The following is a 14,675-nucleotide window of genomic DNA, read 5'->3' on the forward strand; positions in this document are numbered from 1 at the left end:
GACATGGTTGAACTCGCTCTCCCCAAGAATTCCCAGATGCGCGAAGGCAAGGTGTGGCCGAAACCGGCGGGTGCCAAGAACACCCGCGAGTTCCGCGTCTATCGCTGGAGCCCGGATGACGGCCAGAACCCGTCGATCGACACGTTTTATGTCGATGTCGACGATTGCGGGCCGATGGTTCTCGACGCGCTCCTCTACATCAAGAACAAGATCGACCCGACGCTGACGCTGCGCCGTTCCTGTCGTGAAGGTATCTGCGGTTCCTGCGCGATGAATATCGACGGCACGAACACGCTTGCCTGCACCAAGGGCATGGACGATATCAAGGGCACGGTGAAGATCTACCCGCTGCCGCACATGCCCGTCGTCAAGGACCTGGTGCCGGATCTCAGCAATTTCTATGCCCAGCATCGCTCGATCGAGCCCTGGCTGAAGACGGTTTCGCCGACGCCGGCCAAGGAATGGAAGCAGAGCCATGAGGACCGTCAGAAGCTCGACGGCCTCTACGAGTGCATTCTCTGCGCCTGCTGCTCGACCTCCTGTCCGAGCTACTGGTGGAACGGTGACCGTTACCTCGGTCCGGCCGTGCTGTTGCAGGCCTATCGCTGGCTGATCGATTCCAGAGACGAAGCCACGGGTGAGCGTCTCGACAATCTAGAGGATCCGTTCCGCCTTTATCGTTGCCACACGATCATGAACTGCGCCCAGACCTGCCCGAAGGGTCTGAACCCGGCCAAGGCAATCGCCGAAATCAAGAAGATGATGGTCGAGCGCCGCGTGTGAGTGCCGCCATATCAGCCGGCATCGATGGTTTTGATCCCGAGGCGGTTGCCGAAATTCGTTCGCGGCTCGCCTCGGTCAAACAGCAGGGCATCCGCATCGGTTTCGCGATCGAAAGCGGAAGCCGTGCCTGGGGCTTTTCCTCGCCCGACGGCGATTATGACTGCCGGTTCATCTATGTCCGCCCGATTGGCGATGAACATGATGGAATGTCTGTCAGGCGTCGTTATCGATGAGGCATTGCGCGAGGCAATCCACGATCTGGTGATCGTCAAGGGCCGGACGCGGGAGATGGGCGAGGGCCTGCCGCCCAAGCGCATCCAGTCCTTTCTGGCCGCGTCGATTGAACGCCATGCAGATCTTGCCGAGCGTATCAAACCTGATCAGGATGCGGACAGTCGGGCACATCACCGTGCTGACATATTTTATCAGCAAGAAGTCCAGCGCGCGCTTGGTTGAATTGTGCCGGTTTCGCCATAGGTGTCACGAAGGCCGATTTGCATTGTGCTGACTTGATTAACCAAAGTGAAATACGGTAATTCGAACCCAGAATTGAAATATCTCTGCGGTTGAAGCGGACATTCGGGAGCTTGATGATGCAGTTTCGATATGTGGTGACGGGTCTAACGGCCGCTCTGGCCCTGGCGGGATGCCAACGCACCTCATATGATTACAGCAGTAACAGCGCACCTCCACCGCTCACCGCGCAGCCCGTACCTTCCGTGCAGGGCGGCCAGCTTCCGCCTCCGACCGGGCAGTTTCCTGCCGCCCCGACCTCGACAGCGCCGATGGCCGGTGTCCAGCCGGGCGGTGCTGCACCTGCGACCGCCATGGACGTCACCAAGGAATCGATGGTCGGCAGCTGGCGCGTCAACGGCAGCTGCGACATGTTCCTGACGCTGACCAATCTCGGCAGCGGCTCGCGCGGCGGTACGCGCGGCTGTGTCGGCGAATTGACGGCGATGGGCTCCTGGGAAGTGTCCGGCAAGCAGGTTCTGCTCAAGGACCGCAGCGGCAACCAGATCGGTTCCGTCTACAAGGTCGCCGACAACAGCTTCAGCGGCCAGACTTCGACCGGGCAACCGATCAACCTCAGCCGGTAAGACAATCCGGCGGGTTCCCGCCGGTTACGCATAGGCGGACAAGCCCTCATGCAGCCAATGCCAGACTATTCGCTCAGCGTCACCGAGCAGCTCAAATCGCTAACGGTTTCGGGGACGTTGCAGGTCGATTCCGCCCAGATGGATGTGGCCAAATGCCTCGACCGGGTGCTCGCTTCCCTTAAACAGAAGCGGCCGGCCGCCAAGAGCAGCGCGCTCGGCTGGCTGTTTGCCTCCAAGAAGAAGAACGAGGCCGGCATCCGGGGCCTCTATATTCATGGCAGCGTCGGGCGCGGCAAGACGATGCTCATGGACATGTTCTTCCAGATGGCGCCCTGCCGGAAAAAACGACGGGCGCATTTCCATGAATTCATGGCCGACGTGCATAACCGCATCGCTGCCCACCGCCAGAAGCTCAAGAACGGCGAGGCGAAGCAGGCCGATCCGATGCCGCCGGTTGCCGCCCAGCTTTTCGAGGAAGCGGAACTGCTCTGCTTCGACGAATTCACCGTCACCGACATTGCCGATGCGATGATCCTGTCGCGGCTGTTTTCCGAGCTTTTCGCGCGCGGCTGCGTGCTGGTGGCAACCTCGAATGTCGAGCCTGACAATCTCTACAAGGACGGTCTCAATCGCGGGCTTTTCCTGCCCTTTGTCGGCCTCCTCAAGAAACATGTCGAGATCGTCACGCTCGATTCGCCGACCGACTACCGGATGGAAAAGCTGGACAGCCAGCCGGTCTATCTCGTCCCGATTGACGAGCGCACCGACATGGCCATGGATGCCTCCTGGACGCAGGCGCTGCATGGCCGCAAGGCGCAGCCGATTGAGATTGCGATGAAAGGGCGGGCGATCCATGTGCCGCTCGCCGTCGATCGCATGGCGCGCTTTTCCTTCTCCGATCTCTGCGACAAGCCGCTGGGTGCGGCCGACTTTCTGGCCATCGCCGAAAGGTTCGACACGGTCTTCGTCGATCACGTTCCCTTGCTTGGCCCGGAAAAGCGGAACCAGATCAAGCGTTTTATCATTCTCATCGATACGCTCTACGATCACGGCGTCCGCCTTTGCGTTTCCGCCGCCGCCATGCCCGAAGACCTGCTTGTCGAAAGACGCGGCACGGAAGGCTTCGAATTCGACCGCACGGCATCGCGCCTGTTCGAGATGAGAAGCGCGGAATATCTGGCGGCGCACCATGAGCGGCGGGCTGCCGAGTAACAGTTTGGTGACAATTTGTCTTACGTTTACGTAAGAATTTTAGTATCTAAACGATTGAAATTGCTGCACCAAAAATAATGGATTGCCATTTTTGGGCTTTAGGTCTATGCGATTGCGGCATTGGGCGATGCCCGCGCGTCGCCCGACGGATTTTGATCGCAAAGGAAAAGCGAAATGGCGCGTAACAAGATCGCACTCATCGGTTCTGGCATGATTGGTGGCACGCTGGCGCATCTCGCCGGCCTGAAGGAGCTGGGCGATATCGTCCTCTTCGACATTGCCGACGGCATTCCCCAGGGCAAGGGCCTCGATATCGCACAGTCCTCCCCGGTCGAAGGCTTCGACGCCAATCTGACGGGCGCCAGCGACTATTCCGCGATCGAAGGTGCCGACGTCTGCATCGTCACCGCCGGCGTTCCGCGCAAGCCGGGCATGAGCCGCGACGACCTTCTCGGCATCAACCTGAAGGTCATGGAGCAGGTCGGCGCAGGCATCAAGAAATATGCCCCGAACGCTTTCGTCATCTGCATCACCAACCCGCTCGACGCCATGGTCTGGGCGCTGCAGAAGTTCTCCGGCCTTCCGGCCAACAAAGTCGTCGGCATGGCCGGCGTTCTCGACTCCTCGCGCTTCCGCCTTTTCCTCGCCAAGGAATTCAACGTTTCCGTCCAGGACGTCACGGCCTTCGTTCTTGGCGGCCACGGCGACACGATGGTGCCGCTTGCCCGCTATTCGACCGTTGCCGGCATTCCGCTGACCGACCTCGTCACCATGGGCTGGGTTACCAAGGAGCGCCTCGAAGAGATCATCCAGCGCACCCGTGACGGCGGCGCCGAAATCGTCGGCCTGCTGAAGACCGGTTCGGCCTATTACGCTCCGGCCGCTTCGGCGATCGAAATGGCTGAATCCTACCTCAAGGACAAGAAGCGCGTTCTGCCCTGCGCGGCCCATCTCTCGGGCCAGTACGGTGTCAAGGACATGTATGTCGGCGTTCCCACCGTCATCGGTGCCGGCGGTGTCGAGCGCATTATCGAGATCGATCTCAACAAGACCGAGAAGGAAGCCTTCGACAAGTCCGTCGGCGCCGTTGCCGGTCTTTGCGAAGCCTGCATCAACATCGCGCCTGCCCTCAAGTAATCGGCGCGCTGACCCAATCGAAATAGGGACAAACCCATGAATATTCATGAATATCAGGCCAAGGCTCTGCTGAAGAGCTACGGTGCGCCGGTTGCGGAAGGCGTTGCTATCCTCAAGGCTGACGAAGCCGAGGCTGCCGCCAAGTCGCTTCCCGGTCCGCTCTACGTGGTCAAGAGCCAGATCCATGCCGGCGGCCGCGGCAAGGGCAAGTTCAAGGAACTGTCGCCCGAAGCCAAGGGCGGCGTGCGTCTCGCCCGCTCCATCGAAGACGTCGTTGCCAATGCCAAGGAAATGCTCGGCAATACGCTGGTAACGGCCCAGACCGGCCCGGCCGGCAAGCAGGTCAACCGCCTCTACATCGAAGACGGCGCCGACATCGCTCGCGAACTCTATTGCTCGCTGCTGGTCGACCGCTCGGTCGGCAAGGTCGCTTTCGTCGTTTCGACCGAAGGCGGCATGGATATCGAGGCGGTTGCCCATGACACGCCGGAGAAGATCCACACGATCGCCATCGATCCGGCTGCGGGCGTCACCGCTGCCGATGTCGAGAAGATCTGCAAGGCGCTGGCTCTTGACGGCGCTGCCGCCGAAGATGCCAAGTCGCTCTTCCCGATCCTCTACAAAGCCTTCGACGAGAAGGACATGTCGCTTCTCGAAATCAACCCGCTGATCGTCATGACCAACGGCCACCTGCGCGTTCTCGACGCCAAGGTTTCCTTCGACGGCAACGCGCTCTTCCGCCATGACGACGTCAAGGCGCTGCGTGACGAGACCGAAGAAGACACCAAGGAAATCGAGGCCTCCAAGTGGGATCTCGCCTATGTGGCGCTCGACGGCAACATCGGCTGCATGGTCAACGGCGCAGGCCTTGCCATGGCGACGATGGACATCATCAAGCTCTACGGCAAGGAGCCGGCGAACTTCTGCGACGTCGGCGGCGGCGCCGGCAAGGAGAAGGTTGCTGCGGCCTTCAAGATCATCACGGCCGATCCCAAGGTCGAAGGCATTCTCGTCAACATCTTCGGCGGCATCATGAAGTGCGATGTCATTGCCGAGGGCGTCATTGCCGCGGTCAAGGAAGTCGGCCTCAAGGTTCCGCTCGTCGTGCGCCTTGAAGGCACCAATGTCGAGCTCGGCAAGAAGATCCTGAACGAGTCGGGTCTGGCCATCACCGCGGCCGACGACCTGGACGACGCGGCCAAGAAGATCGTCGCAGCGATCAACGGCTAATTTGAAGGATCTGAAAGAATGTCTATTCTCGTCAACAAAGACACCAAGATCCTCGTTCAGGGTCTGACCGGCAAGACCGGCACTTTCCATACCGAACAGGCGCTCGCCTATTACGGCACGCAGATGGTCGGCGGCATCCATCCGAAGAAGGGCGGCGAAACCTGGACCGGCGCCAAGGGCGAAAGCCTGCCGATCTTCGCGACCGTTGCCGAGGGCAAGGAAAAGACCGGCGCAGACGCGACCGTCATCTACGTTCCGCCGGCAGGCGCAGCCGATGCGATCATCGAAGCGATCGACGCCGAGATCCCGTTCATCACCTGCATCACCGAAGGCATTCCGGTCATGGACATGGTTCGCGTCAAGGCTCGCCTCGACCGTTCCAAGTCGCGCCTGCTCGGACCGAACTGCCCGGGTATCCTGACGCCGGAAGAATGCAAGATCGGCATCATGCCGGGCTCGATCTTCCGCAAGGGTTCGGTCGGCATCGTTTCCCGTTCGGGCACGCTGACCTACGAAGCCGTCTTCCAGACCTCCAACGAAGGTCTCGGCCAGACGACGGCAGTCGGTATCGGCGGCGACCCGGTCAAGGGCACCGAATTCATCGACGTGCTCGAAATGTTCCTGGCCGACGAAGCCACGACCTCGATCATCATGATCGGCGAAATCGGCGGTTCGGCTGAAGAAGACGCTGCCCAGTTCCTCAAGGACGAAGCCAAGAAGGGCCGCAAGAAGCCGATGGCCGGCTTCATCGCCGGCCGCACCGCGCCGAAGGGCCGCACCATGGGCCATGCCGGCGCTGTGGTTTCCGGCGGCAAGGGCGATGCGGAATCGAAGATCGCGGCGATGGAATCGGCTGGCATCAAGGTGTCGCCCTCTCCGGCGCGCCTCGGCAAGACGCTGGTTGAAGTCCTCAAGGGCTGAGCCAACCTATATATCCCGGGCGGAGGAATGGCATCCCGGCCTCCGCCCGGCTCTCCATTTTAATGCGGATGCGCCGCGGACAGGCGGCAATCGGAATGCGGCAGCCGGCGATGAAGCCGGCAAATTCATCTAAGTCAGGAGGCGGGCGGAAGCGTCCGCATATCACCATGGCACGGCAAGAAGCCAACGAGCAATTTCAGATCACTTCGTTTCTGGATGGCGCCAATGCTGCCTATATCGAGCAGCTTTACGCCCGCTATGAAGACGATCCCAACTCGGTCGACGACCAGTGGCGGTCCTTCTTCAAGGCGCTGGAGGACGATCCGAACGATGTGAAGAAGGCGGCCAAGGGCGCTTCCTGGCGCAAGAAGAACTGGCCGCTGCAGGCAAGCGGCGATCTCGTCTCGGCGCTCGACGGCGACTGGGGCATCGTCGAAAAGGTCATCGAGACCAAGGTGAAGGCCAAGGCCGAAGCTGCCGGCCAGCCGGCCAGTACGACCGACGTGCTGCAGGCGACGCGCGATTCCGTCCGCGCCATCATGATGATCCGCGCCTATCGTATGCGCGGCCACCTTCATGCCAAGCTCGATCCGCTCGGCATCGCCGCTCCGGTCGAGGACTATCACGAGCTTTCGCCTGAAAATTACGGCTTCACGGAGGCCGACTACGATCGCAAGATCTTCATCGACAACGTGCTCGGCCTCGAATACGCGACCATCCGCGAGATGATCGAAATCCTCGAGCGCACCTATTGCTCGACGCTCGGCGTCGAATTCATGCACATCTCCAATCCGGAAGAAAAGGCATGGATCCAGGAACGTATCGAAGGTCCGGACAAGGGCGTTGCCTTTTCGGCCGAAGGCAAGAAGGCGATCCTCGCCAAGCTCGTCGAAGCCGAGGGCTACGAACAGTTCCTCGACGTCAAGTTCAAGGGCACCAAGCGTTTCGGCCTCGACGGCGGTGAATCGCTGATCCCGGCGCTGGAACAGATCCTGAAGCGCGGCGGTTCTCTCGGCCTCAAGGAGGCCGTGTTCGGCATGGCCCATCGCGGCCGCCTGAACGTGCTCTCCCAGGTCATGGGCAAGCCGCACCGCGCCATCTTCCACGAATTCAAGGGCGGCTCCTACGCACCGGACGAAGTCGAAGGTTCCGGCGACGTGAAGTACCATCTCGGTGCTTCCTCCGACCGCGAATTCGACGGCAACAAGGTGCACGTCTCGCTGACGGCCAACCCGTCGCATCTCGAAATCGTCGACCCCGTCGTCATGGGCAAGGCGCGCGCCAAGCAGGATATGAGCGCCACCGTCTGGGACGGCGACATCATTCCGCTGTCCGAACGCGCCAAGGTTCTGCCGCTGCTGATCCACGGCGACGCGGCCTTTGCCGGCCAGGGCGTCATCGCCGAAATCCTCGGTCTCTCGGGTCTGCGCGGCCATCGCGTCGCCGGCACGATGCACGTCATCATCAACAACCAGATCGGCTTCACCACGAACCCGGCCTTCTCGCGCTCGTCGCCCTATCCGTCCGATGTCGCCAAGATGATCGAGGCGCCGATCCTGCATGTCAACGGCGACGATCCGGAAGCCGTCGTCTATGCAGCCAAGATCGCGACCGAATTCCGCATGAAGTTCCACAAGCCTGTTGTGGTCGACATGTTCTGCTATCGCCGCTACGGCCACAACGAGGGCGACGAGCCGTCCTTCACCCAGCCGAAGATGTACAAGGTCATCCGCGGCCACAAGACGGTTCTGCAGCTCTATGCGGAACGTCTCGTTCGCGAAGGCCTTCTTACCGACGGCGAAGTCGAGAAGATGAAGGCCGACTGGCGCGCCCATCTCGAGCAGGAATTCGAGGCCGGCCAGCATTACAAGCCGAACAAGGCCGACTGGCTGGACGGTGAGTGGTCCGGCCTGCGCACGGCAGACAATGGCGACGAACAGCGCCGCGGCAAGACCGCCGTGCCGATGAAGACGCTCAAGGATATCGGCCGCAAGCTGTCGGAGATCCCCGAGGGCTTCAATGCGCACCGCACGATCCAGCGCTTCATGGAAAACCGCGCCAACATGATCCAGAGCGGCGAAGGCCTGGACTGGGCGATGGCGGAAGCGCTTGCTTTCGGTTCGCTCGTGGTCGAGGGCCACAAGATCCGTCTGTCCGGCCAGGATTGCGAGCGCGGCACCTTCTCGCAGCGCCATTCGGTTCTCTACGATCAGGAAACCGAAGAACGTTACATCCCGCTTGCCAACCTGTCGCCGACTCAGGCCCGTTACGAAGTCATCAACTCGATGCTTTCGGAAGAAGCCGTTCTCGGCTTCGAATACGGCTATTCGCTGGCTCGCCCGAACGCGCTGACGCTCTGGGAAGCCCAGTTCGGCGATTTCGCGAACGGTGCGCAGGTCGTCTTCGACCAGTTCATCTCGTCGGGCGAACGCAAGTGGCTGCGCATGTCGGGTCTCGTCTGCCTGCTGCCGCACGGCTACGAAGGACAGGGTCCGGAACATTCGTCGGCCCGTCTGGAGCGTTATCTTCAGCTCTGCGCCGAGGATAACATGCAGGTCGCCAATGTTACGACGCCGGCGAACTACTTCCACATCCTGCGCCGCCAGCTGAAGCGCGACTTCCGCAAGCCGCTGATCCTGATGACGCCGAAGTCGCTGCTGCGCCACAAGCGCGCTGTCTCGACGCTTGCCGAACTGGCCGGCGAATCCTCCTTCCACCGTCTCCTGTGGGACGATGCGGAGGTCATCAAGGACGGTCCGATCAAGCTGCAGAAGGATGCCAAGATCCGCCGCGTCGTCATCTGCACCGGCAAGGTCTATTACGACCTGCTGGAAGAGCGCGAAAAGCGCGGCATCGACGACATCTACCTGCTGCGCATCGAGCAGCTCTATCCGTTCCCGGCCAAGGCGCTCATCAACGAGCTGTCCCGCTTCCGGAATGCAGAGATGGTCTGGTGCCAGGAAGAGCCGAAGAACATGGGCGCCTGGTCGTTCATCGACCCGTATCTGGAATGGGTGCTGGCCCATATCGATGCAAAGTACCAGCGCGTTCGTTACACCGGTCGCCCGGCAGCCGCCTCGCCGGCAACGGGCCTGATGTCCAAGCATCTGTCGCAGCTTGCCGCGTTCCTCGAGGATGCGCTGGGCGGCTAACAACAAGGAGAGGCGCGATGGCATATTTCTTCATGAGACTTGTGCCGCCGCGCCCCACTTTCCCGCATGACGGGACCGGGGAGGAGATGGCGGCGATGAAGCGCCATGCCGAATATTGGCACCAGAACGCTCTTGCGGGATCGGCGGCTGTCGTCGGTCCCGTCTTCGAGGGTGAAGGGGCTTTCGGCATCGCGATCGTCGAGGTTGCGGATCAGGCGGCAGCGCAGGCGCTTGCCGATGCGGACCCGATCATCACTTCCGGCTTCGGTTTCCGTTTCGATGTCTTGCCAATGCCCTCAATCATTTTCCGGCCGCAGGCCGGTACCGCTACCTAACACGATAACAAGCACAATCAGGATTTGAACAATGGCCACAGAAATCCGCGTTCCAACACTCGGTGAATCCGTCAGCGAGGCAACCGTCGGCACCTGGTTCAAGAAGGTCGGCGACGCCGTGAAGGCCGACGAGCCCATTCTCGAGCTTGAAACCGACAAGGTGACCATCGAAGTTCCGGCTCCGACCTCCGGCACGCTTTCGGAAATCGTCGCCCAGGCTGGCGAGACCGTGGGCCTTGGCGCGCTTCTCGGCCAGATCGCTGCAGGTGCGGCCGCCGCTGCCGCTCCTGCCGCCGCAGCCCCGGCCGCTGCACCCGCCGCTCCGGCTCCGACGCCTGCAGCACCGGCAGCTGCCGCGGCTGCTCCGGCCGCCTCCGTATCGTCCATGCCGCCGGCTCCGGCTGCGGCAAAGATGCTCGCAGAAAACAATCTCTCGGCCGATCAGGTCGACGGCTCCGGCAAGCGTGGCCAGGTCCTGAAGGGCGATGTCATCGCCGCCGTCGCCAAGGCTGCGGCCGCTCCGGCTGCTGCCCCGGCGGCACCTGTTGCGGCGCGCGGCCCGTCGACCGTCGAGGATGCGGCTCGCGAAGAGCGCGTGAAGATGACCCGCCTGCGCCAGACGATCGCCAAGCGCCTCAAGGATGCACAGAACACGGCTGCCATGCTGACCACCTATAACGAGGTGGACATGAAGGCCGTCATGGACCTGCGCAACAAGTACAAGGATGTCTTCGAGAAGAAGCATGGCGTGAAGCTCGGCTTCATGGGCTTCTTCACCAAGGCCGTCACGCACGCGCTCAAGGAACTGCCGGCCGTCAACGCCGAGATCGACGGTACCGACATCATCTACAAGAACTACTGCCATGTCGGCATGGCCGTCGGCACGGACAAGGGCCTCGTCGTCCCGGTCATCCGTGACGCTGACCAGATGTCGATCGCCGAAATCGAGAAGGAACTCGGCCGCCTCGCCAAGGCAGCCCGTGACGGCTCGCTCTCCATGGCCGAAATGCAGGGCGGCACCTTCACCATCACCAACGGCGGCGTCTACGGTTCGCTCATGTCCTCGCCGATCCTCAACGCACCGCAGTCGGGCATTCTCGGCATGCACAAGATCCAGGAGCGTCCGGTCGCCATCGGCGGTCAGGTCGTCATCCGCCCGATGATGTATCTGGCGCTCTCCTACGATCACCGCATCGTCGACGGCAAGGAAGCCGTGACCTTCCTCGTGCGCGTCAAGGAAAGCCTGGAAGATCCGGAACGTCTGGTTCTGGACCTCTAAGCGGAGCGATCTGCCATGCGAGACCGGATCATGCGAGCGGCAGGCGCGGCACTCTGCGCCACGGCTACCTTCATGCCGGTCTCGGCTCTTGCCTTCGACGTGAACAAGGCGAGCAGCAATTTCGACCTCGTGTCGCTCAGCGATGCGGAGCTTTCCGCACGCTCCATCAAAACCGTCGACATAGGCAATGTCGAACTCATCTCGGGCCGTATCGTTGCTGCCGATCCGCTGGCGCAGCCAGACCGGCAGGCCCTGGCAAGAACGGTTCCTGCTGGGGACTACCCGGTGCGGCTCTATGAGGCTGCCGGGCGGGTAGCCGCGGCCAGCATGCGCTTCGGCGAGGGGAGGCCTGATCACTGGGAGCTTGCCACTCTTGCAGGCCAGGATGTCGCCACGCTGAAGGATGACGAGATTTTCGGCTATCCCGTCGATGCCGGCCTCGGCAGTTACATGGATGCCGATACGCTTGCCCTCATCGAGGAACGCGAGCAGCAGGTGCAGGCGCAAAAGCCGGATTCCGACGTGAACTATTACGACGACGTGCTGGCTTCGGAACTCGACGCCAACAAGGGCGCCTATGACCTGCACCGCCCGGTCGCCGGCAAGAAGGGCAACGTCGCGATCTTCTGGAGCGGCTGGGGCGACGGCTTCTATCCGGTCTTCTGGGGGGTGGACAGAGACGAGCATCCGCTGGTGCTGCTCACGGACTTCCAGGTCATCGCGAATGCCGACGGGCGCAGAGAGCCGAGCCACCAATGAACGCGGCAGGACTGAGGCGGACAAAACGGAAGGGGCTGGCCGCGATTGCGATCGCCACGCTTTCCTATGCGCCGGTTTCTGCGATCGCCGCCGAGTGCAAGCAGGCTCAGGCGATTTACGGAGACCGTGACGGCGCTTATGAACTGCGGTTCTCGCCGATTACCTCCGAAGCCATGACGTCGAGCCACCGGTTCAGGCTCAGCGCGCTCAAGACCCCTGTCGTCATGGATGGTTATGTCATGGCGTCAGACGACCCGGTGCGGACGATGGGCATGGTGCTGTTCAATTGTCCGGACGGCGACGTTACCGGGGCCGATCTCGACGCCTGCACGGTCTGGCAGGGATTTATCTATCGCACGAGCGAAGGTGGGCTCGATAACCTCCAGTCCGGTGACAGTCCGGCAGCCGACAGAATCGTCTTTCCGGGTCTCGGTCCGGCGATCCGCCAGTCGTCTGCCTGGGGTGAGGGCAAGGCAGAGGTTGCACCCTGGGATGTCCTCGATTTGAAGGGATGCGCACAATGACCGACGGTCCCGTCCTGCTTGTTACCGGCGGCAGCCGTGGCATTGGCGCGGCGGCCTGCCTTGTCGCTGCGCGTCACGGCTGGCGCGTTGCGGTGAACTACGCTTTGAACGAGGTGGCGGCGAACTCCGTCGTTTCCGAGATCAAAAAGGCCGGTGGTGATGCGATCGCCATCAAGGGCGATGTCGGCAATGCCGGCGATATCGTCTCGATGTTTGCGGCAGTCGACAGTCATTTCGGGCGTCTGGACGGGCTTGTGAACAATGCCGGTGTCGTCGACCGCGTTGCGCGTGTCGATGAAATGTCGGCCGAGCGCCTCGAACGGATGATGCGGATCAACGTCACCGGCTCGATCCTTTGCGCCGGCGAGGCCGTGCGGCGCATGTCAATCGCCCACGGCGGCAAGGGCGGCGCGATCGTCAACATCTCGTCCATGGCGGCCGTCATCGGCGGACCGGCGCAATATGTCGACTACGCCGCATCCAAGGCCGCCATCGACAGTTTCACGATCGGGCTTTCCAAGGAAGTCGCGGCCGAAGGCATCAGGGTGAATGCGATCCGGCCCGGCATCATCGAAACGGATATTCATGCCTCCGGCGGACAGCCGGACAGGCCGAAAGAAATGGCTTCATCGATTCCGATGAAGCGAACCGGACAGGCGCAAGAGGTGGCCGACGCGATCGTCTATCTGCTCTCGCCTTCGGCATCCTACATAACAGGCGCGATCCTCAATGTGAGCGGCGGGCGCTAGTCAATAACGCAAAGGGAAAAAGCAATGTCCTATGATGTGATTGTTATCGGAACCGGCCCCGGCGGCTATGTCGCGGCAATCAAGGCCGCCCAGCTCGGCCTCAAGGTCGCGGTCGTGGAAAAGCGCGCCACGTACGGCGGCACCTGCCTGAATGTCGGCTGCATCCCCTCCAAGGCGCTGCTGCATGCTTCCGAAATGTTCCATGCGACGCATCATATGGAAGAACTCGGCATCGAGGTCGCGGCTCCGAAGCTCAACCTCGACAAGATGCTGGCGCACAAGGACGCGACGGTGAAGTCCAACGTCGACGGCGTTGCCTTCCTCTTCAAGAAGAACAAGATCGATGCCTTCCACGGCACCGGCAAGATCGTTTCCGCCGGCAAGGTTTCCGTGACTGCCGAAGACGGCACGGTTCAGCAGATCGAAGGCAAGAACATCGTCATTGCCACGGGCTCTGACGTCGCCGGCATTCCGGGCGTCAAGGTCGATATCGACGAGAAGGTCATCGTCTCCTCGACCGGCGCCATCGCGCTGGAGAAGGTGCCGGAAACGATGATCGTCGTCGGCGGCGGTGTCATCGGCCTGGAACTCGGCTCGGTCTGGTCGCGCCTCGGCGCCAAGGTCACGGTCATCGAATTCCTCGACAAGATCCTCGGCGCCATGGATGCCGACGTTTCCAAGCAGTTCCAGCGCATGCTCGGCAAGCAGGGCATCGACATCAACCTCAGCTCCAAGGTGACGGGCGTCGAAAAGGGCGGCAAGGGTGCCAAGGTAACGTTTGAACCGGTGGCAGGCGGTGCTGCCCAGACGCTCGAAGCCGATGTCGTCCTCATCTCCACGGGCCGCATCCCCTACACGGCCGGCCTTGGCCTGGAAGAAGCCGGCGTCAAGCTCGACAATCGCGGCCGCGTCGAAATCGATGGTCATTTCAAGACCAATGTCGAGGGCATCTATGCGATCGGCGACGTCGTGAAGGGTCCGATGCTGGCGCACAAGGCTGAAGACGAAGGCGTGGCGCTTGCCGAAATCCTCGCCGGCCAGCACGGCCATGTGAACTATGACGTCATTCCGAGCGTCGTCTACACGCAGCCGGAAGTCGCGTCCGTCGGCAAGACCGAGGAAGAGCTGAAGGCTGCAGGCATCGCCTACAAGGTCGGCAAGTTCCCGTTCTCGGCCAATGGCCGCGCCCGCGCCATGCTGGCAACGGACGGTTTCGTGAAGATCCTGTCGGACAAGGAAACCGATCGCGTGCTTGGCGGCCACATCGTCGGCTTCGGCGCCGGCGAGATGATCCACGAGATCGCCGTATTGATGGAGTTCGGCGGCTCGGCCGAAGACCTCGGCCGTACGTGCCATGCGCATCCGACCATGTCGGAAGCCGTGAAGGAAGCGGCGCTCGCCGCCTTCTTCAAGCCGATCCATATGTAAGATTAAATATCAGCAATCATTCATAATGCCGCTTGCTTTCGAGCCAGCGGCATTTTTATTTGGTGG

The 14,675-nt window shown here is 61.6% G+C and carries 15 protein-coding genes; all 15 read left to right on the forward strand.

Annotated elements, in window-relative coordinates; all coding sequences use genetic code 11:
* Positions 1 to 3: 3 nt before the first annotated feature.
* The gene (locus tag ACFPWW_RS20235) at positions 4 to 783 is read left to right on the forward strand and encodes a succinate dehydrogenase iron-sulfur subunit (RefSeq protein ID WP_007822372.1); all 780 of its coding nucleotides are present in this window, start codon (positions 4 to 6) and stop codon (positions 781 to 783) included.
* The gene (locus ACFPWW_RS20240) at positions 780 to 1,016 is read left to right on the forward strand and encodes a DNA polymerase beta superfamily protein (RefSeq protein ID WP_377313067.1); all 237 of its coding nucleotides are present in this window, start codon (positions 780 to 782) and stop codon (positions 1,014 to 1,016) included. The genes ACFPWW_RS20235 and ACFPWW_RS20240 overlap by 4 nt, the downstream gene beginning before the upstream one ends.
* Positions 976 to 1,239, forward strand: a complete 264-nt coding sequence (locus tag ACFPWW_RS20245; protein ID WP_377313068.1) for a hypothetical protein — start codon at positions 976 to 978, stop codon at positions 1,237 to 1,239. The genes ACFPWW_RS20240 and ACFPWW_RS20245 overlap by 41 nt, the downstream gene beginning before the upstream one ends.
* A 137-nt stretch (positions 1,240 to 1,376) precedes the next feature.
* A complete protein-coding gene (locus ACFPWW_RS20250; RefSeq protein ID WP_112571929.1) occupies positions 1,377 to 1,883 on the forward strand; it encodes a protease inhibitor Inh/omp19 family protein in 507 nt (168 codons plus the stop codon).
* A gap of 48 nt (positions 1,884 to 1,931) precedes the next feature.
* Positions 1,932 to 3,095: a cell division protein ZapE gene (zapE, locus tag ACFPWW_RS20255; protein ID WP_377313069.1), complete on the forward strand. Its 1,164-nt coding sequence runs from the start codon at positions 1,932 to 1,934 to the stop codon at positions 3,093 to 3,095.
* A 174-nt stretch (positions 3,096 to 3,269) separates the two neighbouring features.
* Positions 3,270 to 4,232, forward strand: a complete 963-nt coding sequence (gene mdh / locus ACFPWW_RS20260; RefSeq protein WP_112571905.1) for a malate dehydrogenase — start codon at positions 3,270 to 3,272, stop codon at positions 4,230 to 4,232.
* 36 nt (positions 4,233 to 4,268) lie between these two features.
* Complete coding sequence (gene sucC / locus ACFPWW_RS20265) at positions 4,269 to 5,462, forward strand: ADP-forming succinate--CoA ligase subunit beta (RefSeq protein ID WP_112571903.1); 1,194 nt, start codon at positions 4,269 to 4,271, stop codon at positions 5,460 to 5,462.
* A gap of 18 nt (positions 5,463 to 5,480) precedes the next feature.
* Positions 5,481 to 6,383 carry a succinate--CoA ligase subunit alpha gene (gene sucD / locus ACFPWW_RS20270; RefSeq protein WP_112571901.1) on the forward strand — a complete coding sequence of 301 codons (903 nt, stop codon included), beginning with the start codon at positions 5,481 to 5,483 and terminating at the stop codon, positions 6,381 to 6,383.
* A gap of 167 nt (positions 6,384 to 6,550) precedes the next feature.
* A complete protein-coding gene (locus tag ACFPWW_RS20275; protein ID WP_112571899.1) occupies positions 6,551 to 9,535 on the forward strand; it encodes a 2-oxoglutarate dehydrogenase E1 component in 2,985 nt (994 codons plus the stop codon).
* A gap of 17 nt (positions 9,536 to 9,552) precedes the next feature.
* A complete protein-coding gene (locus tag ACFPWW_RS20280; protein WP_112571897.1) occupies positions 9,553 to 9,870 on the forward strand; it encodes a YciI family protein in 318 nt (105 codons plus the stop codon).
* A gap of 31 nt (positions 9,871 to 9,901) precedes the next feature.
* Positions 9,902 to 11,149, forward strand: a complete 1,248-nt coding sequence (odhB, locus tag ACFPWW_RS20285; RefSeq protein ID WP_113412698.1) for a 2-oxoglutarate dehydrogenase complex dihydrolipoyllysine-residue succinyltransferase — start codon at positions 9,902 to 9,904, stop codon at positions 11,147 to 11,149.
* A gap of 15 nt (positions 11,150 to 11,164) precedes the next feature.
* Positions 11,165 to 11,908: a DUF4241 domain-containing protein gene (locus ACFPWW_RS20290; RefSeq protein WP_377313070.1), complete on the forward strand. Its 744-nt coding sequence runs from the start codon at positions 11,165 to 11,167 to the stop codon at positions 11,906 to 11,908.
* On the forward strand, positions 11,905 to 12,432 hold the full coding sequence (locus ACFPWW_RS20295; protein ID WP_377313071.1) for a hypothetical protein: 528 nt from the start codon (positions 11,905 to 11,907) through the stop codon (positions 12,430 to 12,432). Before ACFPWW_RS20290 ends, ACFPWW_RS20295 begins: the two co-directional genes overlap by 4 nt.
* The gene (locus ACFPWW_RS20300; protein WP_377313072.1) at positions 12,429 to 13,181 is read left to right on the forward strand and encodes an SDR family oxidoreductase; all 753 of its coding nucleotides are present in this window, start codon (positions 12,429 to 12,431) and stop codon (positions 13,179 to 13,181) included. Before ACFPWW_RS20295 ends, ACFPWW_RS20300 begins: the two co-directional genes overlap by 4 nt.
* Before the next feature lie 24 nt (positions 13,182 to 13,205).
* Positions 13,206 to 14,609 carry a dihydrolipoyl dehydrogenase gene (gene lpdA, locus ACFPWW_RS20305; RefSeq protein ID WP_112705783.1) on the forward strand — a complete coding sequence of 468 codons (1,404 nt, stop codon included), beginning with the start codon at positions 13,206 to 13,208 and terminating at the stop codon, positions 14,607 to 14,609.
* Positions 14,610 to 14,675: the final 66 nt, after the last annotated feature.

Origin of the sequence: Rhizobium sp. GCM10022189 (genome assembly GCF_042656325.1) — a bacterium.
Taxonomy (GTDB): domain Bacteria; phylum Pseudomonadota; class Alphaproteobacteria; order Rhizobiales; family Rhizobiaceae; genus Rhizobium.

What these genes read in the sequence shown, in the direction of transcription:
- ACFPWW_RS20290 (WP_377313070.1), top strand. Translation starts at nt 11,165, where the DNA reads ATGCGAGACCGGATCATGCGAGCGGCAGGCGCGGCACTCTGCGCCACG.
- sucC (WP_112571903.1), top strand. Translation starts at nt 4,269, where the DNA reads ATGAATATTCATGAATATCAGGCCAAGGCTCTGCTGAAGAGCTACGGT.
- ACFPWW_RS20300 (WP_377313072.1), top strand. Translation starts at nt 12,429, where the DNA reads ATGACCGACGGTCCCGTCCTGCTTGTTACCGGCGGCAGCCGTGGCATT.
- sucD (WP_112571901.1), top strand. Translation starts at nt 5,481, where the DNA reads ATGTCTATTCTCGTCAACAAAGACACCAAGATCCTCGTTCAGGGTCTG.
- mdh (WP_112571905.1), top strand. Translation starts at nt 3,270, where the DNA reads ATGGCGCGTAACAAGATCGCACTCATCGGTTCTGGCATGATTGGTGGC.
- ACFPWW_RS20280 (WP_112571897.1), top strand. Translation starts at nt 9,553, where the DNA reads ATGGCATATTTCTTCATGAGACTTGTGCCGCCGCGCCCCACTTTCCCG.
- zapE (WP_377313069.1), top strand. Translation starts at nt 1,932, where the DNA reads ATGCAGCCAATGCCAGACTATTCGCTCAGCGTCACCGAGCAGCTCAAA.
- odhB (WP_113412698.1), top strand. Translation starts at nt 9,902, where the DNA reads ATGGCCACAGAAATCCGCGTTCCAACACTCGGTGAATCCGTCAGCGAG.
- lpdA (WP_112705783.1), top strand. Translation starts at nt 13,206, where the DNA reads ATGTCCTATGATGTGATTGTTATCGGAACCGGCCCCGGCGGCTATGTC.
- ACFPWW_RS20295 (WP_377313071.1), top strand. Translation starts at nt 11,905, where the DNA reads ATGAACGCGGCAGGACTGAGGCGGACAAAACGGAAGGGGCTGGCCGCG.
- ACFPWW_RS20275 (WP_112571899.1), top strand. Translation starts at nt 6,551, where the DNA reads ATGGCACGGCAAGAAGCCAACGAGCAATTTCAGATCACTTCGTTTCTG.
- ACFPWW_RS20235 (WP_007822372.1), top strand. Translation starts at nt 4, where the DNA reads ATGGTTGAACTCGCTCTCCCCAAGAATTCCCAGATGCGCGAAGGCAAG.
- ACFPWW_RS20245 (WP_377313068.1), top strand. Translation starts at nt 976, where the DNA reads ATGAACATGATGGAATGTCTGTCAGGCGTCGTTATCGATGAGGCATTG.
- ACFPWW_RS20250 (WP_112571929.1), top strand. Translation starts at nt 1,377, where the DNA reads ATGCAGTTTCGATATGTGGTGACGGGTCTAACGGCCGCTCTGGCCCTG.